This is a genomic window from Amycolatopsis benzoatilytica AK 16/65, from assembly GCF_000383915.1.
Classification (GTDB): Bacteria; Actinomycetota; Actinomycetes; order Mycobacteriales; family Pseudonocardiaceae; genus Amycolatopsis; species Amycolatopsis benzoatilytica.
Map to the genome: position 1 here is coordinate 116075 of NZ_KB912942.1, position 20528 is coordinate 136602.

The window sequence follows — 20528 nt, forward strand, 5'->3', positions numbered from 1 at the left end:
ATGACCCAGCCCCCGCGCAAGCGGTCCGCCGTCGAGGACATTTTGCCGCTCACCCCGCTGCAGGAAGGCTTCCTCTTCCACTCCCTCTACGACCGGGACGGCCTGGACGTCTACACCGCGCAGATGGAGATCGGCCTGCACGGCGACCTAGACCCGGCCGCGTTGCGCGCGGCCGCCGAGGCGCTGGTGCGCCGGCACGCTAACCTGCGCGTGGCGTTCCGCCACCACGGCCTGGACCGGCCGGTGCAGGTGGTGCGCCGCGAGGTGCGGTTGCCGTGGCGCGAAGCCGACCTCACCGGGGCAGCCGACCCGGCCGCCGAGTACGCCGAGCTGACCGACGCCGAACGCGTCCGCCGGTTCGACCTGGACCGGGCCCCGCTGCTGCGGTTCGTCCTGGTCTCGCTGCCGGGCCAGGCGTTCAAGCTGGTGCTGACCGTGCACCACATCCTGCTCGACGGCTGGTCCGTGCCGGTGATGCTGGACGAGCTGTTCTCGCTGTACGAAACCGCGGGCGACGCGTCCGGGCTGCCACGGGTCGCGCCGTACCGCGACTACCTCGCCTGGCTGGGCGGGCAGGACACCGAGGCCGCGCTGACCGCGTTCGCCTCGGCGCTCGACGGGCTGACCGAGCCCTCGCTGACGCACGCGGGCGCGGACGGCGGCGATCTCGGAGTGCCGGAACAGGTCCACCTGGAGCTGACCGCCGAAGAGACCGCGCGACTGTCCACAGTGGCCCGCCAGAACGAGTGGACGATGAACACTCTCGCGCAGGTCGCGTGGGGCATCGTGCTCGGACGCCACCTCGGCCGCACCGACGTGGTCTTCGGCGGCACGGTGTCCGGCCGTCCGCCGGAGCTGCCCGGCGTGGAGCGGATGATCGGCCTGTTCATCAACACCCTGCCGGTGCGAGTGGCGTGGTCGCCCGGCGACCGGCTCGCCGACGTGCTCACCGCGGCGCAGCGGCGGCAGACCGAACTGCTGGCGCACCAGCACGTCGGGCTGGCGCAGGTGCAGCAGCGGCACGGGCTGGGCGAGCTGTTCGACACCGCGACCGTGTTCGAGAACTACCCGGTCGACGTAGAGACCACGCCGGAGCTGGCGGGCGGCGTCCGGATCACCGACTTCCACGGCCGCGACGCCACGCACTTCGCGCTCAGCCTGGTCGGCATCCCGGGCGAGCGGCTCACCTTCCGCATCGACTACCGGCAGGACCTGTTCGAGCACGCGACCGTGCGGCGGCTCGGCGGCTCGCTGCGCCGGGTGCTGGCCGCGGTCGCCGCCGAGCCCGGTCGCGCCGTCAGCTCTCTTGACCTGCTCGACCCGGCGGAGCGCGAGCAGATCCTGGTCGGCTGGAACCAGACCGCGCGTCCGACCGAACGCGCCACCCTCACTGAGCTGCTGCGCCGCCAGGCGGACCAGACGCCGGACGCGCTCGCCGTGGTCCACGGCGACGTCGAACTGGACTACCGGCAGCTGCACAGCTCCGCGAACCGGCTGGCTCGCCTGCTGATCGAGCGGGGTGCCGGTCCGGAACAGCTGGTCGCGATCGCGGTGCCGCGCGAACCGGGGCTGATCGCCGCCATTCTCGCCGTCCTGGCGACGGGCGCCGGCTACCTGCCGCTCGACCCGGAGCTGCCCGCCGACCGGCTGGCCGGGATGCTGGCCGAAACCAGCCCGGTCTGCCTGATCACCACGACCGAACTCGCTCCGCGCGTGCCCGCCGGTGAGATTCCGGTGCTGCGACTGGACGACGACGCGGTGCGCAGCGAACTGGCAGCCACTTCGGACGCACCGCTCCGCGCACCGGTGCGCCCGGAGAACCCGGCGTACGTCATCTACACGTCCGGTTCGACCGGCAAGCCCAAGGGCACCGTCATCGAACACCGGGCCGCGCTCAACTACCTGCTATGGGCTGTGGACACGTACCCGGCGTCGCGCGAAAGCGTCCTGCTGCACTCGCCGGTGTCGTTCGACCTCACCGTGACCGGCCTGTTCGCACCGCTGATCTCCGGCGGTTCGGTGCACCTGGGCCGGTTGATGGACGGCGGTGTCGAAGCCGGAAGCCGGACCGCGCGCGAAGGGTTCGCGTTCCTCAAAGGCACGCCCAGCCACCTGTCGGTGCTGAACGTGCTGCCGGACGAGTACTCGCCGAAGGCGGAGCTCGTGCTCGGCGGCGAGCCGCTGCCCGGCGCGGTGCTCGACGTGTGGCGGCAGCGACACCCGGACGCGCGCGTCGTGAACGAGTACGGACCGACTGAGACAACGGTCGGCTGCACGTCGCTGGCGATCGAGCCGGGCGAGCAGATCCCGGCCGAGGTGCTGTCGCTGGGCGTTCCGCTGTGGAACACCCAGGCGTACGTGCTCGATGCCGCGCTGGCCGTGGTGCCGCCGGGCGAGGTGGGCGAGCTGTACATCGCGGGGGAGAACCTGGCGCGCGGCTACGTCGCTCGCGCCGGGTTGACCGCGGGCCGGTTCGTGGCGAACCCGTTCGGCGCACCGGGTTCGCGGATGTATCGCACCGGCGACCTCGCGCGCTGGCGTGAAGACGGCACGCTGGAGTTCGCCGGCCGTTCCGACGATCAGGTCAAGATCCGCGGATACCGGATCGAGCTGGGCGAAATCGAGTCGGTGCTCTCCACGCACCCGTCGGCCGGTCCGCTGGCTGTGCTGGTGCACGAGGAACAGGGCGACAAGCGGCTGGTCGCCTACGTTGTCCCGGCGGCTGGCGAAAGCTTCGACGGCACCGCGTTGCGGGCGCACGCGGCGGCCGCGCTGCCGGAGTACATGGTCCCGGCCGCGTTCGTCGAACTGGACCGGCTTCCGCTGACCGGCAACGGAAAGCTGGACAAGCGCGCGCTGCCCGCGCCGGACTTCGGCGGCGCGGCGGCCGGTGGCGGCCGGGCCCCGAAGGGCTACGCCGAGGAACTGCTGGCCGGTCTGTTCGCCGACGTGCTCGGTCTGTCCACCGTGGGCGCGGACGACGATTTCTTCGAGCTGGGCGGGCATTCGCTGCTGGCGACCCGGCTGATCAGCCGGGTCCGCTCGGTGCTGGAAGTCGAGCTCTCGATCCGCGCGGTGTTCGAAGCGCCGACCGTGGCCGGGCTCGCCCGCGCGGTCGAATCCGCGCAGGGAGCGCGCCGCACCGTCGAGGTGACCGAGCGACCGGCCGTACTGCCGCTGTCGTTCGCCCAGCGCCGGTTGTGGTTCCTGAACCAGCTGGACGAAGCTGGCGACACCTACCACATCCCGCTCGCCCTGCGGCTCACCGGCGAGCTGGACCAGCCCGCGCTCGAAGCCGCGCTCGGCGATGTCGTGACACGGCACGAAGCGCTGCGCACGGTGTTCCCGGAGGTCGACGGCGAGCCGCGGCAGCTGGTGCTGGCCGCGGAAGCCGCGCGGGAACGGCTCACGATCCGCTTCGCGGAAGCCGACGAGGACACCCTGTCCGAGACGCTCGCCAAAGCGATCGCCGCTCCGTTCGACCTGGCCGCCGACCTGCCGATCCGAGTGTCCCTTGTGGACCTTGCGACCGACGAGCGCGTGCTTCTCCTGACGCTGCACCACATCGCGGGCGACGGCTGGTCGTTCGCCCCGCTGCTGGGAGACCTCGAACGCGCCTACCGCGCCCGGCTGACCGGCACCGCGCCGGAGTTCGAGCCGCTGCCGGTGCAGTACGCGGACTACACGCTGTGGCAGCGGCAGCTGCTCGGTTCCGAAACGGACGAAGAAAGCCTGTCCGCGCAACAGTTGCGCTTCTGGCGCGAGCAGCTGGCCGACGCACCAGTCGTGCTCGAACTGCCCGCCGACCGGCCGCGTCCGCCCGTCGCGTCCTACCGCGGCGACCGGACCGAGCTGCGGATCCCGGCCGCGCAGCACGAACGGCTGGCCGCGCTGGGCCGCGAATGCAAGGTGAGCGTGTTCATGGTGCTGCAGGCCGCGGTCGCGGCGCTGTGCACCGGACTCGGCGCGGGCACGGACATCCCGCTCGGCACCCCGATCGCGGGCCGGACCGACGACGCCTTGGACGACCTGGTCGGCTTCTTCGTGAACACGCTGGTGCTGCGCACCGACACCTCGGGCGATCCGGCGTTCCGCGACCTGGTCACCCGGGTGCGCCAGGCCGACCTCGCCGCCTACGCGCACCAGGACGTGCCGTTCGAGCGGCTGGTCGAAGTGCTCAACCCGGCGCGGTCGCTGGCCCGGCATCCGCTGTTCCAGGTCATGCTCGTGCTGCAGAACGCGCCGGAGCCGACACTGGACCTGCCCGGGCTGGCGCTCGGCATCGAAGACACGTCGGTGCCGGTAGCGAAGTTCGATCTGCTCTTCGACCTGCAGGAGACTTTCGACGCGGCCGGTCGTCCGGCTGGCATCGAGGGCAGCCTCGACTACGCCACCGATCTGTTCGACCGGCGCACCGCCGAGTCGTTCGGCCGCCGCCTGCGCCGCCTGCTCGACGCGGTGCTCGCCGACCCCGGCATCCGCATCGGCGACATCGACCTTCTCGGCGCCGACGAACGCGAACGCGTCCTCGTGACCTGGAACAACACCGCGCGGCCGCGGCCGGACACCTCGCTGATCGGCCTGCTCGAAGCGCGCGCGGCCGACCGGCCGGACGCGGTGGCCGTGGTCTGCGGAGACGAGTCGATGACGTACTCGGAGCTACACGAGCGCGCGGCCCGGCTGGCGCGGGTCTTGTCGGGCCGGGGCGTCGGGCCGGAAACGCTGGTCGCGGTCGCGTTGCCGCGCACGGCGGAAGTGGTAGTCGCGCTGTTGGCAGTGCTGAAAGCGGGCGGCGCGTACCTGCCGGTGGACCCGGGCTACCCGGCGGAGCGGATTTCCTTCCTGTTCGAGGACGCCGCCCCGGTCTGTGTGCTCACCGATTCCGCGACGGGTGCGACGCTCCCTGCCGGGCCGCTGCGCCTGGCGCTGGACGACCCCGCGGTGCGGGCGGAATGGACCGCGGCAGAACCGTTCTCCGGCGCGCCGGACCTGCCCGCGGACCGGCTCGCCTACGTCATCTACACCTCCGGCTCGACCGGACGGCCCAAGGGCGTCGCGGTCCCGCAGTCCACCGTGGCCGATCTGGTCTGCTGGGCGACCGAGTACTTCACGGCCGAACAGCTGGCTTCGGTGCTGCTGTCGACGTCGCTGAACTTCGACGTCTCGGTGTTCGAGTTGTTTGCTCCGCTGGCCGCGGGCGGGTCGGTCGAGCTGGTCGAGAACCTGACCGCGCTGGTGGACCGGGGCTGGTCGGGCGGACTGGTGTCCGGCGTGCCCTCGGTGTTCGCGCAGGTGCTGAGCGCCGGCGTCGACTTGTCGGCGCGGAGTGTGGTGCTGGCCGGGGAAGGCTTGCCGGCGCGGGTGTTCAACCAGGTGCGGGAGGTCGTGCCCGGGGCGGAGATCGCCAACATTTACGGGCCGACCGAAGCGACGGTGTACTGCCTGGAATGGCGGTCGGCCGGCGACGAGACGCTGACCCGCCCTGCGCTGACCGGACGGCCGCTGGCGAATCACCAGGCGTACGTGCTGGACGCGCGGTTGCGCCCGGTGCCGCCGGGCGTCGCGGGCGAGCTGTACATCGCCGGAGCCGGGCTGGCCCGTGGATACCTGGGCCGGGCGGCGCTGACCGGCGAGCGGTTCGTCGCGAACCCGTTCGGCGCCAGCGGCGAGCGGATGTACCGGACCGGCGACCTGGTGCGCTGGACGGCGACCGGCGACCTCGAATACCTCGGCCGCGCCGACGATCAGGTCAAGGTGCGCGGGTTCCGGATCGAACTCGGCGAGATCGAATCGGTGCTGTCCCGGCACGACGGCCTCGAGCAGGTCGCCGTACTGGTGCGCGAGGATCGGCGCGGGGACAAGCAACTCGTCGCGTATGTCGTCGGCTCGACCGATGGCCTGCGGGACTATGCCGCGGCACAGCTGCCGGGCTACATGGTGCCCGCGGTGTTTGTCGCGCTTCCGGAATTCCCGTTGAACGCCAACGGAAAGCTGGACCGTCGCGCACTGCCGGACCCGGAGTTCGCGGTGGCCGGAGAGAGCCGGGAACCGCGCACGCGCGACGAGACCGTGCTGTGCGAGGTCTTCGCCGAAGTGCTGGAGCTGGAGAAGGTCGGCGTCGAGGACAGCTTCTTCGACCTCGGCGGCCACTCGCTGCTGGCGACGAAGCTGATCAGCCGGGTGCGCGCGGCGCTGAGAGTCGAGCTGCCGATCCGCGCGGTGTTCGAGACGCCGACCCCGGCCGGGCTCGCCCGTGCCGCGGGCGAATCGGGTGCTGCCCGGCAGGCACTGTCGGTCCGGGAACGTCCGGCCGAACTGCCGCTTTCCTTCGCGCAGCGGCGGCTGTGGTTCCTCGACCGGCTGGACGAGGAGGGCGGCATGTACAACATCCCGCTCGCCCTCCGGCTTTCCGGCGAGCTGAACGCCGAAGCGCTGGCCGCGGCCCTGCGCGACGTGGTGACCCGGCACGAGGCCCTGCGGACCGTCTTCCCGGACGTCGACGGCCGCCCGCACCAGCGGATTCTCGCCCCGGCCGACGCCGCGGACCTGCTCGTCCTGGAAACCGCCCCGGTGACTGACCTCGCCAGTCAGCTGGACGCGGCCGCCGCGACCCGGTTCGACCTCGCCCGGGAACTGCCGCTTAAGACGTGGCTGTTCGAGCTCGACGCGACCGAGCACGTTCTCCTCGTCGTGCTGCACCACATCGCCGGGGACGGCTGGTCGCTCACCCCACTGCTGCGGGACCTGAGCACGGCGTACCGGGCGCGGCACGCTGGTGCGGCCCCGGAGTTCCCGCCGCTGCCGGTGCAGTACGCGGATTACACGTTGTGGCAGCGGGAAGTCCTCGGGTCAGAAGAGGACAACGACAGCCCGCTGGCCGGTCAGGTGCGCTTCTGGCGCGACCGGCTCGCAGGCGCCCCAGACGTGCTGGAGCTGCCGACCGACCGCCCCCGTCCGGCAGTCGCCACGCACCGGCCCGGCTCGGTCGAATGGCGGCTGCCCGCCGAGGTGCACGGCCGCCTCGCGGAGCTGGCTCGCGAACACCGAGCGAGCCTGTTCATGGTGCTGCAAGCGGGAATCTCCGCTCTGCTGTCGCGGCTCGGCGCCGGCCCCGACGTCGTGCTCGGCACGGTGGTCGCCGGACGCACCGACCGGGCGGTGGAGGACTTGGTCGGGTTCTTCGTGAACACGCTGGTCCTGCGTACCGACACGGCAGACGGCCCGACGTTCGGGGAGCTGCTCGACCGGGTCCGCGACGACGATCTGGCCGTGTTCGCCAACCAGGATCTGCCGTTCGACCGGCTGGTGGAGCTGCTGAAGCCAGACCGTTCGCTGGCCCGGCACCCGCTGTTCCAGGTCATGCTCGTCCTGCAGAACACCCCCGAGCCGGACCTGGAGCTGCCCGGCCTCACCCCGGCGCTCGCCGACCTCCGCACGGCTCCGGCGAAGTTCGACCTGTCCTTCGACCTGAACGAGACCTTCGCCGAGGACGGCACCCCGGCAGGCATCGAAGGCGTCATCGGATTCGCCGCCGACCTGTTCGACGAGTCCACAGTGGATGGTTTGGGCGCGCGCCTTGCCCGGCTGCTCGACGCCGCGGTCCGCGGGCCGGACCGGCCGGTGGACCGGATCGGACTGCTCGACAGCGCCGAACGCAACCGCGAACTGGTGCGCTGGAACGACACCGACGTCCCGGTCGCGGGCACGTCCGTGGTGCAGCTGTTCGAGGAGCGCGCCGCCGAGACGCCGGACGCCCCGGCGGTGGTTTCCGCCGCCGGGACGCTCAGCTACCGGCAACTCGACGCGCAGGCGAACCGCTGGGCACATCGCCTGCTCGCCGCGGGCGTCGAGGCGGAAACCCCAGTCGCGTTGCTGCTGGAGCGTTCGCCCGAGCTGATCGCCGCGGTTCTCGGCGTGCTCAAGGCGGGCGGGGCATACCTGCCGCTGCACGAGTCGTACCCGGCCGAGCGGCTGGAGTTGATCCTGGACGAGGTCGGCGTGCCGGTGCTGATCACCGACCGGCCGGAGCTGCCCGCCGGGCTGACTCCACCGCCGCACGTGCTGCGCGCCGCCGACCCGGCGGACAGCCCGGAGCACGCGCCGGACCAGGAGATCCAGCTCGACCGGCTCGCCTACCTGATGTACACCTCCGGCTCGACCGGCCGGCCGAAGGGCGTCGCGGTCACCCACGCCAACGTGGTCGAGCTGGCTACCGACCGGGCTTTCGGCACCGCGCACCACCGGGTGCTGCTGCACTCGTCGCACGCGTTCGACGCCACCACCTATGAACTGTGGACGCCCCTGCTCAGCGGCGGCACCGTCGTGGTGGCCCCGCCGGGCGAACTCGACCTGCCCGGACTGTCCCGGCTGATCAGCACGTACGGCGTCACCGCGCTGTGGTTGACCGCTGGCCTGTTCCGCCTGGTAGCCGAGGAAGCGCCGGAGTGCCTGGCCGGGGTTCAGGAGCTGTGGACCGGCGGCGACGTCGTCCCGGCGGGAGCAGTCGCCGCGGTCCGGGCGCACTGCCCGGAGCTGACCGTGGTCGACGGATACGGCCCGACCGAGACCACCACGTTCGCCACGCACCACCGCGTCCGTCCGAGTGAGCCGGTGCCGGAGCCGATGCCGATCGGCTCGCCGCTGGACAACACCCGCGCCTACGTCCTGGACCGCCGGCTCGGCTTGGTCCCGCCAGGCGCCCCGGGGGAGCTGTACCTGGCGGGCACCGGTCTCGGCCGGGGCTACCACGACCGTCCGGCGGAAACGGCCGCGCGCTTCGTCGCCGACCCGTACGGTCCGCCGGGCTCCCGGCTCTACCGGACCGGCGACCTGGTCCGCCGCCGCGCGGACGGCGCGCTGGAATTCCTCGGCCGAGCCGACGACCAGGTGAAACTGCGCGGATTCCGGATCGAATTGGGCGAGATCGAATCGGTGCTTTCGCGCCACGACTCGGTGGCGCAGGCGGTCGTGCTGGTCCGCGACCGGCGGCTGGTGGCATATCTGGTCGGACCGGCCGAAAAGGACCTCGCCGGGATCCGCGAGGCCGTCGCGGCCACGCTGCCCGGCTACCAGGTCCCGGCCGCGTTCGTCGTGCTCGACGAGATCCCGTTGACTGTCAACGGGAAGATCGACCGGGCCGCGCTGCCGGATCCGGAACGCGCGGCGGCAGTGGACGCCGCTCCGCCGCGGACCGCGTTCGAGGATCTCCTCTCCGGAGTCTTCGCCGACGTGCTCGGCCTGGAGAAAGTCAGCGTCGAGGACGACTTCTTCGACCTCGGCGGCGACAGCATCGTCTCCATCCAGCTGGTCAGCCGCGCCCGCAAGGCCGGGATAGTCCTGACGCCGCGCGAAGTGTTCCAGGGCAAGACGGTGCGTGCGCTCGCCGCTGTCGCCCGCCCGGCCAGCGCCGAGGAACTGGCGGCGGACGACGGCGTGGGCGAGCTGCCGCTGACCCCGATCGTCGAATGGCTGAAGGCCGGCGGCGGGGCGATCGACGGCTTCAACCAGTCCTATGTGGTCACTACCCCGGCCGAGCTGACGCTGCCGGACCTGACCGAGGCGTTCGCCGCGGTGCTGGCGCACCACGACGCACTCCGGATGCAGCTGACCCGGACGGACGGCTGGGCACTGCACACCCTGCCGGCCGCGGATCTCGACGCCGCGCAAGCCGTCCGCCGGATCGACGCGACTGGCCTGGCCGGAGCCGAACTGGCTGGTCTGGTAGCCCGGGAAAGCGAACTTGCCCGCCGCGAACTGGACCCGGACGCCGCCCGGATGATCCGGCTGGTCTGGTTCGACAACGGCGACGCCCCCGGCCGCTTGCTGATCATCGCGCACCACCTGGTGGTCGACGGCGTGTCGTGGCGGGTTCTGCTGCCGGACCTGGCGGAAGCGTGGGCCGCGGTCCGCGCGGCAACGCGGCCGCAGCTGCAGCCGGTGCACACCTCGCTGCGGCGGTGGGCGAAGCTGCTCGCGGACGCCGCCGTGCGCGAGCGCTGGACGAGCCAGCTGCGCTTCTGGCTCGACGTCGCGGACACCGCACAGCCGAGAATCGGTTCCGTCGCGCTGGATCCGGAGCGGGACACGCTGGCCACCGCGCGGACCGTCGACCTCGACTTGGCTCCCGGCCTCACCGCCCGGTTGCTCACCACGGTTCCGGCGGCATTCCGCGCCGGAGTGGACGACGTGCTGCTCGCCGGTCTGGGACTCGCGGTCCGGGAATGGCTCCTGCGCCGCGACGAACAGCTGCCGGGCGCATTGCTGGTCGACCTGGAAGGCCATGGCCGGCAAGAGGAAACGGTGGCACCGGGGGTGGACCTGTCGCGTACCGTCGGCTGGTTCACCACGCTGTTCCCGGTGCGGCTGGACGTCGCCCCGCTGTCCTGGACCGAGGTCACCGCGGCTGGTCCGGGTCTCGGCGAAGCGTTGAAGCGGGCCAAGGAATCGCTGCGCGCGGTGCCCGACCACGGACTGGGCTACGGCCTGCTCCGCCACCTCAACCCGGAGACCGCGGACAAGCTCGGCTCCTGCGCCCCGCCGCAATTGGGCTTCAACTACCTCGGCCGCATTTCCGCGGGCGCGGCAGGCGGGTACTGGGCCCCGGCGGCGGACCACGAAGGCGACAGCGAGATCGGCGACGGTTCGCTCCCGTTCGGCCACGTGCTGGAGATCAACGCGGTCACCGAGGACGGACCCGACGGCCCCCGGCTGCGAGCGAGCCTCGCGTGGCCGGCCGCGTTGCTCGCCGAACCCGCCGTCGCGGAACTGGCGCGGCTGTGGCGGGACGCGCTGACCGCGCTCGCCGAGCACGTGCGGGAGCCGGACGCGGGCGGGCTCACCCCGTCGGACGTGGCGATGGTTTCGCTGTCCCAGCGCAAGATCGACCAGCTGGAGGCCAAGTTGAGGAAGGCAGGGCGACGCTCGTGACCAGGATCGACGACATCCTCCCGCTCTCTCCGCTGCAGCAGGGAATGCTCTTCCACTCGCTGTACGAGACCGAGGGCCTGGACTTCTACACCGTGCAGCTCTACGTCGAATTGCACGGCACTCTCGACGCGGACCGGCTTCGCGCGGCGGCGGAAGCGCTGGTGCGCCGGCACGCCAATCTGCGCGCGTTGTTCGTGCATGAGGGCGTAGACGAACCGCTGCAGGTGATCCCCAGCGAAGTCGAGCTGCCCTGGGACACCGTCGACTTGTCCGCTCTGGACGCGTCGGTGGCCGAGGCGCAGTTCATCGCCCGCTACGACGCCGACCGGCTCGAACGGTTCGCGCTCGGCGACGAGGTCCTGCTTCGGTTCGTGCTGTTCCAGTTGCCGGACGCGCAGTGGCGGCTCGCGCTGACCATGCACCACATCCTGCTCGACGGCTGGTCCGTCCCGGTGCTGCTGGACGAGCTGTTCGAGCTCTACGAGAACGGTGCCGATCCGGGTGCGCTGCCGCCGGTGACGCCGTTCCGGGATTACCTCCGCTGGCTTTCCGCGCAGGATTCCGAGGCCGCGCTCGCCGCGTGGAACCGGGTGCTGGACGCCACCGCCGAGCCGACCCTGGTCGCTCCGTTCGACCGCGGCGGTGCGCTGGCCCCGCATTCGCACCTGCTGGAACTCCCGGAAGACCTGACCACCCGGCTGTCCACAGTCGCCCGCCGTCGCGGCTGGACTCTGAACACGGTCGCGCAGACGATGTGGGGGCTGGTGCTCGGCCGGCTGCTCGGCCGCACTGACGTGCTGTTCGGCGGCACCGTGTCCGGACGCCCGCCGGAACTGCCCGGAGTCGAGCGCATGGTCGGGCTGTTCATCAACACGCTGCCAGTGCGCATCGCCTGGCAGTCCGGACAGTCGTTGGCGGCGCTGCTCGACGCGGTCCAGGACCGGCAGACGGAACTGCTGCCGCACCAGCACGCCGGGCTCGCTGAGATCCAGCGGCAGGCCGGGCTGGGCGAGCTGTTCGACACCAGCCTGGTGTTCGAGAACTACCCGGCGGACGCGGCCGACGGCGGGGCGGAGCTGACCGGCGGCGTGCGGGTGACCGAACTGGAGGCCCGCGATTCGACGCACTACGCGGTCACCCTGCTCGGCGTTCCCGGCCGCCGGCTGAAGTTCCGGATCGACTACCGGCCGGACGCGTTCGAGCCCGCACTGGTCACCCGGCTCGGCGACTGGCTGACGCGACTGGCCGAAGCCATTGCCGCCGACCCGGACCAGGCCGTCGACGCGCTCGAGCTGATCTCGCCCGCCGAGCGCACCCGCGTCCTGCGCGAGTGGAACGACACCGCGCACCCGCGCAGCCGGGAGACCCTGTCCGCGTTGCTGTCCGCGCAGGCGATACGCACGCCGGACGCGCTGGCTCTGCAGTCGGAGAGCGGCACGCTGACCTACGCGGAGCTGCACGCTCAGGTCAACCAGCTGGCCCGTGTCCTGCTCGCCCGCGGCGCCGGTCCGGAGCGGCTGGTCGCGGTGTCACTGCCGCGTTCGGCGGACCTGGTCGTCACGTTGCTGGCGGTGCTGCAGACCGGTGCCGGCTACCTGCCGATCGATCCCGCACTCCCGGAAAGCCGGATCTCGTTGATGCTCAACGATTCCCAGCCCGCGTGCGTGGTCACCGACACCGCCGAGCCGCCAGCGGGGCTGCTGGTGCGGCTGAGCGACCCGGCGCTGCGCGCGGAATGGGCGGCCGCGTCCCCAGCCCCGCTTACCGATGCGGAACGTGGCGGCCCGATCCTTCCGCAGCAGCTCGCCTACGTCATCTACACCTCCGGTTCGACCGGCACGCCCAAGGGTGTCGGCGTCGCACATTCCGCGATCGTGAACCGGCTGGAGTGGATGCAGGCGGAGTACCGGTTGGGCGCGGACGACCGAGTGCTGCAGAAGACTCCCTTCGGCTTCGACGTCTCGGTCTGGGAGTTCTTCTGGCCGCTGCTCACCGGTGCCGCGCTCGTGGTGGCCCGGCCGGACGGGCACCGGGACCCGGCGTACCTGGCTCAGCTGATCCGGGAACAGCGCGTCACAACTGTCCATTTCGTACCGTCCATGTTGGAAGTCTTCCTCGCCGAACCGACGACCGCCGGCTGCCGGGGCGTGCTGCGCCGCGTCGTGTGCAGCGGCGAAGAACTCCCAGCCGCCGCGAAGGACGCCTGCCTCGACCTGCTCGGCGCGGAACTGCACAACCTCTACGGCCCGACCGAGGCCGCGGTGGACGTCACGTACTGGGCCTGCACCCGCAACCTGGCCACCGTGCCGATCGGCCGTCCGGTGTGGAACACCGCGACCTACGTGCTGGACGCGCACCTGGCCCCGGTGCCGCCGGGCGTTCCCGGCGAGCTGTACCTCGCCGGCGACCAGCTAGCTCGCGGGTACGTCGGTCGCGCGGGCCTGACCGCGGAACGGTTCGTGGCGAACCCGTACGGTCCGCCGGGTGCGCGGATGTACCGCACCGGCGACCTGGCGCGCTGGCGCGAGGACGGGACACTCGGCTACCTCGGCCGCACCGACGACCAAGTGAAGATTCGCGGCCAGCGCATCGAGCCGGGGGAGATCCAGGCCGCGCTGTTGCGGCACCCGGCGCTGAGCCAGGTCGCGGTCGTGGTCCGCGCGGACCGGCCCGGCGACCAGCGGCTCGTCGCGTACGTCGTGCCGTCCGCCGAGCCCGCTCCCAGCGCCGCCGAGCTGGCCGAGTTCGCCGCCGCCACGCTGCCCCCGCACCTGGTGCCCAGCGCGTTCCTGACGCTGGCCGAGCTGCCGGTCAGCGTGAACGGGAAGCTCGACCGCCGGGCGCTGCCCGCACCGGAGCTGACCACCGCCGCCGGACGGGAAGCGCGCACGGTACCCGAAGAGCTGCTCTGTCAGGCGTTCGCCGAGGTCCTGGGCGTCGACCGGGTCGGCCCGGAGGACGGATTCTTCACTCTCGGCGGCCACTCTCTGCTCGCCACTCGGCTGGTCAGCGCGGTCCGCGCGCGGCTTGGCGTCGACCTGAGCGTGCGGACGGTGTTCGAAGCGCCGACTCCGGCCGCGCTCGCGCACCGGCTGGACGGCGGAGAACCGGCGGGCGACGCCCTCGACGTCCTGCTGCCGCTGCGGCGCGGCGGATCGCGGCCGCCGCTGTTCTGCCTGCCCCCAGCAGCCGGGCTGTCGTGGTGCTACACCGGGTTGCTCGGCGAACTGGACCCGGAGATCCCGGTGTACGGGCTGCAGACCCGTGACCCGCGCGACCCGCTCGCACCGCGGTCGATCGCCGACCGCGCGGCCGACTTCGCCGAACGCATCCGCACTATCGCGCCGCACGGCCCGTACCGGCTGCTCGGCTGGTCGCTCGGCGGCCACTTGGCCCAGGAAATCGCGGTGCAGCTCCAGGAAAAGGGCGAAGAAGTCGATCTGCTGGTGCTCCTGGACTCCTACCCGGCACCGGCCGCCGCGCCGCTGCGCCGCGACGAGATCTTCGCCGACGCGTTCGGCCCGGCCGGGCTCGTGCCGTCCGATCTGGACAGCCCGGAAGGCCGGGCCAAGGTGTTCGCGGTGCTGCGGAGGGAACTCGGCGACCACGACTGGGTCACCGACGAAGTCGCCGAAACCGTGCTGGAGAACTACCTCTCCGGCACCCGCGCGATGCTCGAACACCCGCCGCGCCGGTTTCGCGGACGGCTGCTGTTCTTCGCCGCGGATGCCCCGGCGGGCGACCCGGTCCGGCGGCCGGAGCGCTGGGAGTCCGTTGTGGACGGCCCGATCACGGTGCGCCGCACCGGCTGCAGCCATGAAGAAATGACCGGTCGGGAAACGCTCGACACGGTCGCCGAGGCGATCAACCAGGCCCTGGCAGACAACCCTGAGAAAGGAACCCGATGACGAACCCGTTCGAAGACCCCGAAGGCTCCTACTACGTCCTGGTGAACGACGAGGGCCAGCACTCGCTGTGGCCGGTCTTCGTGGACGTGCCCGCCGGCTGGCGGGTGAACTTCGGTGCGGAGAACCGCCAGGCATGCCTCGACTACATCGAGCAGAACTGGACCGACCTGCGGCCGAAGAGCCTCGTCGACGCGATGGACTCCTGACCTTCTCCCAAGCCGGTCTCCCGCGGTGGTCGACAAGGCTCGGGGCTGGGCCGTGAAGGGAACATTAAGGAACTCAGAGTCCCTCAATGTTCCCTTCACGGATCGCCCAGAGCCGCGCCCGCCCGCCCGAGACGAACTCTCGACTGGAAAGGCGGCCCGATGATGGCTGGAAACTCCGCGGAGTGGCTCCGCGTGCGCACCCCGCGCCCGCACGCCCGGTGCACTCTCGTCTGCCTGCCGCACGCGGGCGGAGCGGCGAGCTTCTTCCGCGACTGGGGAAGCGGCTTGCCCGCGGAGGTCGAGGTCCAGACGGTGCAGTACCCGGGCCGGGAAAACCGGTTGGGGACCGCGCCGCTGCTCTCGATGGCCGACCTGGCCGACGCGGTCGCCGAGGCGATCGAGCCGCTGTTCGCCCGGCCAGTCGTCCTTTTCGGACACAGTATGGGCGCTTCGCTGATGTATGAAACGACCCGTCGGCTGGAGGCGGCCGGACGGGAACCCGCGCTGCTCATCGCGTCCGGACACGCGGCCCCGCACCGGCGCGAACCCAAAGCGCTGCACCTGGGCAGCGACGACGACCTGGTGGCCGAACTGCGCCGCTACGAGACCGGACCGTCCGCGTTGGACGATCCGGACCTGCGGGAGATGCTGCTGCCCGCCATCCGTGCCGACTACCAGGTGATCGAGACCTACCGGCCTTCTTCTCCGGTCCCGGTGCGCGCTCCGCTGGCAGTGTTCCGCGGAGCGGTCGACGAGGACGTCACCGAGGACCAGGCGAACGGCTGGGCCGACCTCACCGCCGCCGGTCCGCTGCGCGCCCACCGGGTCTTCCCCGGCGGCCACTTCTACCTGCGCGAGCATCCCGGCGAGGTGCTCGCCGCGGTCTCCGCCGAGATCGCCACCGCCTATCGCTCTTGTCAGCCGGTCTGACCGGCCGTCCGTTTTCTCTGGAGGGACAATGCAAACCGTCGAAGACGGAGCGCTGGCCACGGCCACGCTCGACCTCGCCGAGCACCGCGAATTCGAACGGCTCGCCCGCACTCTGCTGCCGCTTTACGGCGGCAAGGTCGATTCGCCTGCCTGGGTCGCCGCGACCCGGCAAGCCTGGGAGGACTCGCCGATCGGGCTGCGCCGCAGCCTGCGCGAGTTCCGCCGGCACTCCGGCGAGGGCGGCGCGCTGCTGGTGCGCAACCTGCCGGTGGACGTCGAAAACCTGCCGGACACGCCGGTCGAGGACGGTTCGGTGCTGCGCGAAGCGACCGTGTCGGCCGCCGTGCTGATGCTGATCGCGCACGGCCTCGGCGACCCGGCCGCGTTCCGCCCGGAGAAGACCGGCGCGCTCGTGCAGAACGTGGTTCCGGTGCCGGGCAAAGAAAAGTTCCAGGGCAACGCGGGATCGGTGCGGCTGACCTTTCACACCGAGAACGCCTTTCACGCGCACCGCCCGGATTTCGTGATGCTGCTGTGCGTGCGGCCGGACCACGAGCGGATCGCCGAACTGCGCACGGTCTGCTCGCGGCAGGTGCTGCCGAAGCTGAGCGAATCCGCGCTGGCCACCTTGCGCTCGCCGCAGTTCGTCACCGAGGCCCCGCCCTCGTTCGGCGAAGGCGCCGGCCGGGCCGAACCGCACCCGGTGCTGCCCGGCAACCTCGACGACCCGGACCTGCGCATCGACGAGGCGGCCACCCGGCCGGTCACCGGAGAGGCAGCCGAAGCGATGGCCGAGCTGAGCGGGCTGTTCGAAGCCTCGTTCAGCCGGATCCGGCTGCGCGCCGGCGATCTGGCCATTGTGGACAACCGGGTCACCGTGCACGGCCGGTCCGCCTTCACGCCCCGCTACGACGGCCGGGACCGGTGGCTGCAGCGCACCCACGTGCTGGCCGACTTCCGCCGTTCGCGCGATTTCCGCACGAACGACGGATACGTGCTGGAAAAATGAGGCTCAGCCCCGGTTGCGGCGGTTGCGCCGCACCCGGAAGCTGAACCACAGCACGAGAATGCCGAGCACGCCTAGCAGGATACTCGCGTACGGCTGGTATTGCGGAACGTAATTCACGACGAAGAAACTCTCGGTGGTGTCCTTTCCCGCGATGCGCTGGCCCAGGGAACCGAATCCCTGGATCAGCAGGAGGACGCCGATGATGTCGACCAGAACCATTGAGCACCTTTTCGACAGGGGTTTTCCGCGGACGCGGCCGGGATGGCAGCCAGGATTGCAGAAAACCAGGGGAACAGGCAAACCGGCCGGCGGCCGGAAGGGGATGACATGGATCTGCTGAAAGGTAAGAGCCTTTTGGTGACCGGGGTGCTCACCACCTCCTCGATCGCGTTTCACGTCGCGCGTGCGGCACAGGAACAGGGCGCGCGGGTGGTGCTCACCGGATACGGCCGGCTGCGGCTGGTCGAACGGCTGGCCCAGCGGCTGCCCGAACCCGCGCCGGTAGTCGAGCTGGATGTCGCCGATCCGGCGCATCTCGAACGGCTGCCGGAGCTGGTCGGCGAGCACGTCGAAAGTCTCGACGGGGTGCTGCACTCGATCGCGTACGCGCCGGTCGAGGCCATGGGCGGGAACTTCATGACCGCGCACTGGACCGACGTCGCCCCGGCGCTGCAGGTGTCCGCGTATTCGCTGCAGGCGGTGGTGCGCTCGGTGCTGCCGATGCTCAACCGCGGTTCGTCGGTGGTCGGCCTCGACTTCGACGCGGCCCGGGCGTTCGCCGAGTACGACTGGATGGGAGTCGCGAAGGCCGGGCTCGAATCGTGTGCCCGGTACCTCGCGTCCTACCTCGGTCCGGCCGGAATCCGGGTGAACCTCGTCGCGGCCGGGCCATTGCGCACCACCGCGGCGAAGGCGATCGGCCCCGGCGGCAATGAAGCCGCTCGTGCGGAAGGCCAGCGCTGGGCCGCACGTGCCCCGCTGGGCTGGGACGACCAGGAATTCGATCCGGTCGCCCGCGCCTGCGTCGCACTGCTGTCCGACTGGTTTCCCGCCACCACCGGCGAAATCCTGCACGTGGACGGCGGAGTGCACGCGATCGGCGACCGGCCGGGCACGCCGCTGGCTCCGCTGCCGGTCCGGGCGGAGCAGCATGACTGAGCAGTACGCGGTCGAGGCGCGCGGCATCGTGAAGAACTTCGGCACGCACCGCGCCCTCGACGGGGTGGATCTGCTGGTGCCCAAGGGATCCGTGCTCGGACTGCTCGGTCCGAACGGTGCCGGCAAGACCACTATGGTCCGGGTGCTCACCACGCTGCTGGACCCGGACGAGGGCGAAGCCACCGTCGCCGGCCACGACCTGCGCACCGACCCGGGGGAGGTGCGCCGGTCGATCGGCCTGTCCGGCCAGTACGCGGCAGTGGACGAAGCACTGACCGGGTACGAAAACCTGTACCTGGTCGGCCGGCTGTACGGGCTGGGGCGCAAGGGATCCGCCGCGCGGGCCCGCGAGCTGCTCGGCCGGTTCCGGCTGACCGACGCGGCGGAGCGGCCGGCCAAGACGTATTCCGGCGGGATGCGCCGGCGGCTCGACCTGGCCGGCGCGCTGGTGGCGAGCCCGTCGCTGGTGGTGCTGGACGAACCGACGACCGGACTGGACCCGCGGTCCCGGATGGACACCTGGGACCTGGTCCGGGAATTGGTTTCCGACGGTACTTCGGTGCTGCTGACCACCCAGTACCTGGAGGAAGCCGACCAGCTCGCGGACTCGATCACCGTGCTGGACCGGGGCCGCATCATCGAACAGGGCACCGCGGACGAACTGAAGGCGCGAGTGGGCAGCGAACGACTGGAGTTCGTGGTCGCCACGGCGGCCGAGCTGCCCGCGCTGCGCGAGGTGCTGGCCGAGGTCGGCGCCGCCGAGCCGGTCGTCGAGAACCACCTGCGGCGCGGGCACGTGCTGGTGCACGCGGGGACCAAAACGGTGGTGGAAGCGTTGCAGCGGCTGGAGGACCGCGGCGTGCGCGTGCTGGACGTGTCGCTGCACCGGCCGCGGCTGGACGACGTTTTCCTCACCCTGACCGAAACCAGCGCGGACGGAGCGGCGGAATGACGACCCTGGCCAAGGGAGTGACCGACGGCTACATGATCGCCTGGCGGAACCTGCTGCACGTGCGCCGCAGCATGGACTGGGTGTTCGCCGCGGTGGTGCAGCCGATCATGTTCGTGCTGCTGTTCGGGTTCGTCTTCGGCGGGTTGCTCGGCGGCGCCTCCTACCGCGAGTTCCTGCTCGCCGGGATCCTCGCCCAGACGCTGGCGTTCAACTCCGCGTTCACCGTGATGGGGCTGTCCACCGACCTGGGCAAGGGCGTCATCGACCGGCTGCGCTCGCTGCCGATTTCGCGGGTCGCGGTGATGGTCGGGCGCACCGCGTCCGACCTCGCGGTGAGCGTGGTCGCGCTGCTGGTGATGTCGGTGTGCGGCCTGGTGATCGGCTGGCGCATCCGCGGCAGCGTGCTGGACGCGATCGGCGCGTACCTGCTGCTGTTGCTGTTCGCGTTCGCCATGTCGTGGATCGGCGCGCTGATCGGCCTGCTCGCGCCGAGTCCGGAAGTCGCGCAGAGCGCGGGGCTGATCTGGCTGACTCCGCTGACCTTCGTCTCCTCCGGTTTCGTGCCGGAGGCGTCGATGCCGGGACCGTTGCGGGTCATCGCGGAGTGGAATCCGGTGACCGCGGTCATCAACGCGGTGCGCGGGCTTTTCGGCAATCCGAGCCCGGCCGGCGTGCCGCGGTTGAGCGGCTGGCCGGTCGAGCACGCCACCCTGTACGCGTTGCTGTGGTCGGTCGCGATCATCGTGGTCTTCGTGCCGCTGAGCATGCGCGCCTACCGCCGCGTCGCGGCGCGCTGAGCAGGGCACGAAAAGAGAGGCAGGTGCCGGACTGCTCCCGGCACCTGCCTCCGGTGTCTGCGCCCTAGGGGGTACGGCGCAGACGGCTGTGGTCACCGCTGCCGCTGCCGTCCCCCGGTCATCGCGCGGTAGACCGCGGTGATCCCGACGATGAGCGCCGCGACGAGCACCAGGGTGATGGCGATGTTGGCGATCGCGGGCACGCCCTCGATCAGCTTCTGTTTCAGCAGGTTGGCGCCGACGATGAGCACCACGTAGACGTACCACGGAGCCCACTTGCCTTCGTTTTCGTTCTTTTCCGCATTCATGGTCAGGTCCCCTGGGTTTCAGCAGTACTTTTCGATTTTGCGTTTCGCGGCCGCGGTCTGGACGCCGTGCAGCAGGTTCTTGGCGGCCGACAGCACGTATTTCGTGGCGTTCGAACGGTCCGCTTCCTTGGTCGAGGACTCGGCTTTCTGCACCGCCGAGGTCAGCTCGCCGTCGACTTTCTTTTTCACCGAAGGATCGGCGGCGATCCAGGCTTTGGCGGCCGAGCAGACGAGATCCTTCTTGTCCCCCATGCCCAGCGGGTTGACTCTGCACCCGCTCACCAGCAACGCCGTCGCCACGACCAGCGCGATCAGTGCGATTCTCATCCCGCGA

Annotated in this window: 11 protein-coding genes; 8 read left to right on the plus strand and 3 right to left on the minus strand. The window is 71.2% G+C overall.

Annotation, left to right across the window (positions count from 1 at the left end):
* The 5 genes from AMYBE_RS0100555 (at position 1) to AMYBE_RS0100575 (ending at position 16979) form a co-directional block, all read left to right on the plus strand.
* Complete coding sequence (locus AMYBE_RS0100555; protein WP_027927250.1) at positions 1–10926, plus strand: non-ribosomal peptide synthetase; 10926 nt, start codon at positions 1–3, stop codon at positions 10924–10926.
* The gene (locus tag AMYBE_RS40765) at positions 10923–14834 is read left to right on the plus strand and encodes a non-ribosomal peptide synthetase (RefSeq protein WP_020657370.1); all 3912 of its coding nucleotides are present in this window, start codon (positions 10923–10925) and stop codon (positions 14832–14834) included. The genes AMYBE_RS0100555 and AMYBE_RS40765 overlap by 4 nt, the downstream gene beginning before the upstream one ends.
* Positions 14831–15040, plus strand: a complete 210-nt coding sequence (locus AMYBE_RS0100565) for an MbtH family protein (RefSeq protein WP_020657371.1) — start codon at positions 14831–14833, stop codon at positions 15038–15040. The genes AMYBE_RS40765 and AMYBE_RS0100565 overlap by 4 nt, the downstream gene beginning before the upstream one ends.
* Positions 15041–15202: 162 nt before the next feature.
* A complete protein-coding gene (locus tag AMYBE_RS0100570) occupies positions 15203–15970 on the plus strand; it encodes a thioesterase II family protein (RefSeq protein WP_027927251.1) in 768 nt (255 codons plus the stop codon).
* Positions 15971–15998: 28 nt separating this feature from the next.
* Entirely contained in the window at positions 15999–16979 is a 981-nt protein-coding gene (locus AMYBE_RS0100575; RefSeq protein WP_020657373.1) for a TauD/TfdA family dioxygenase, read from the plus strand.
* 3 nt (positions 16980–16982) lie between these two features.
* Here AMYBE_RS0100575 and AMYBE_RS0100580 read toward each other — a convergent pair whose 3' ends face one another.
* Positions 16983–17198, minus strand: coding sequence for a hypothetical protein (locus tag AMYBE_RS0100580; RefSeq protein WP_020657374.1), 216 nt, complete (start codon positions 17196–17198; stop codon positions 16983–16985).
* 108 nt (positions 17199–17306) lie between these two features.
* Between AMYBE_RS0100580 and fabI the strand changes: the two genes are divergently transcribed.
* The 3 genes from fabI to AMYBE_RS0100595 are packed head-to-tail and all read left to right on the plus strand — an operon-like array spanning position 17307 to position 19886.
* Positions 17307–18137: an enoyl-ACP reductase FabI gene (gene fabI / locus AMYBE_RS0100585; protein ID WP_020657375.1), complete on the plus strand. Its 831-nt coding sequence runs from the start codon at positions 17307–17309 to the stop codon at positions 18135–18137.
* The gene (locus AMYBE_RS0100590; RefSeq protein ID WP_020657376.1) at positions 18130–19089 is read left to right on the plus strand and encodes a daunorubicin resistance protein DrrA family ABC transporter ATP-binding protein; all 960 of its coding nucleotides are present in this window, start codon (positions 18130–18132) and stop codon (positions 19087–19089) included. Before fabI ends, AMYBE_RS0100590 begins: the two co-directional genes overlap by 8 nt.
* Positions 19086–19886: an ABC transporter permease gene (locus AMYBE_RS0100595; RefSeq protein ID WP_020657377.1), complete on the plus strand. Its 801-nt coding sequence runs from the start codon at positions 19086–19088 to the stop codon at positions 19884–19886. Before AMYBE_RS0100590 ends, AMYBE_RS0100595 begins: the two co-directional genes overlap by 4 nt.
* 92 nt (positions 19887–19978) lie before the next feature.
* On the opposite strand, the gene AMYBE_RS0100600 is transcribed toward AMYBE_RS0100595, so the two are convergent.
* A complete protein-coding gene (locus AMYBE_RS0100600) occupies positions 19979–20194 on the minus strand; it encodes a hypothetical protein (RefSeq protein ID WP_020657378.1) in 216 nt (71 codons plus the stop codon).
* 18 nt (positions 20195–20212) lie between these two features.
* A complete protein-coding gene (locus AMYBE_RS0100605; protein ID WP_020657379.1) occupies positions 20213–20521 on the minus strand; it encodes a hypothetical protein in 309 nt (102 codons plus the stop codon).
* Between the last annotated feature and the right edge of the window lie 7 nt (positions 20522–20528).

What these genes read in the sequence shown, in the direction of transcription:
- AMYBE_RS0100555 (WP_027927250.1), top strand. Translation starts at nt 1, where the DNA reads ATGACCCAGCCCCCGCGCAAGCGGTCCGCCGTCGAGGACATTTTGCCG.
- AMYBE_RS0100565 (WP_020657371.1), top strand. Translation starts at nt 14,831, where the DNA reads ATGACGAACCCGTTCGAAGACCCCGAAGGCTCCTACTACGTCCTGGTG.
- AMYBE_RS0100570 (WP_027927251.1), top strand. Translation starts at nt 15,203, where the DNA reads ATGGCTGGAAACTCCGCGGAGTGGCTCCGCGTGCGCACCCCGCGCCCG.
- AMYBE_RS0100575 (WP_020657373.1), top strand. Translation starts at nt 15,999, where the DNA reads ATGCAAACCGTCGAAGACGGAGCGCTGGCCACGGCCACGCTCGACCTC.
- AMYBE_RS0100580 (WP_020657374.1), bottom strand. Translation starts at nt 17,198, where the DNA reads ATGGTTCTGGTCGACATCATCGGCGTCCTCCTGCTGATCCAGGGATTC.
- fabI (WP_020657375.1), top strand. Translation starts at nt 17,307, where the DNA reads ATGGATCTGCTGAAAGGTAAGAGCCTTTTGGTGACCGGGGTGCTCACC.
- AMYBE_RS0100590 (WP_020657376.1), top strand. Translation starts at nt 18,130, where the DNA reads ATGACTGAGCAGTACGCGGTCGAGGCGCGCGGCATCGTGAAGAACTTC.
- AMYBE_RS0100595 (WP_020657377.1), top strand. Translation starts at nt 19,086, where the DNA reads ATGACGACCCTGGCCAAGGGAGTGACCGACGGCTACATGATCGCCTGG.
- AMYBE_RS0100600 (WP_020657378.1), bottom strand. Translation starts at nt 20,194, where the DNA reads ATGAATGCGGAAAAGAACGAAAACGAAGGCAAGTGGGCTCCGTGGTAC.
- AMYBE_RS0100605 (WP_020657379.1), bottom strand. Translation starts at nt 20,521, where the DNA reads ATGAGAATCGCACTGATCGCGCTGGTCGTGGCGACGGCGTTGCTGGTG.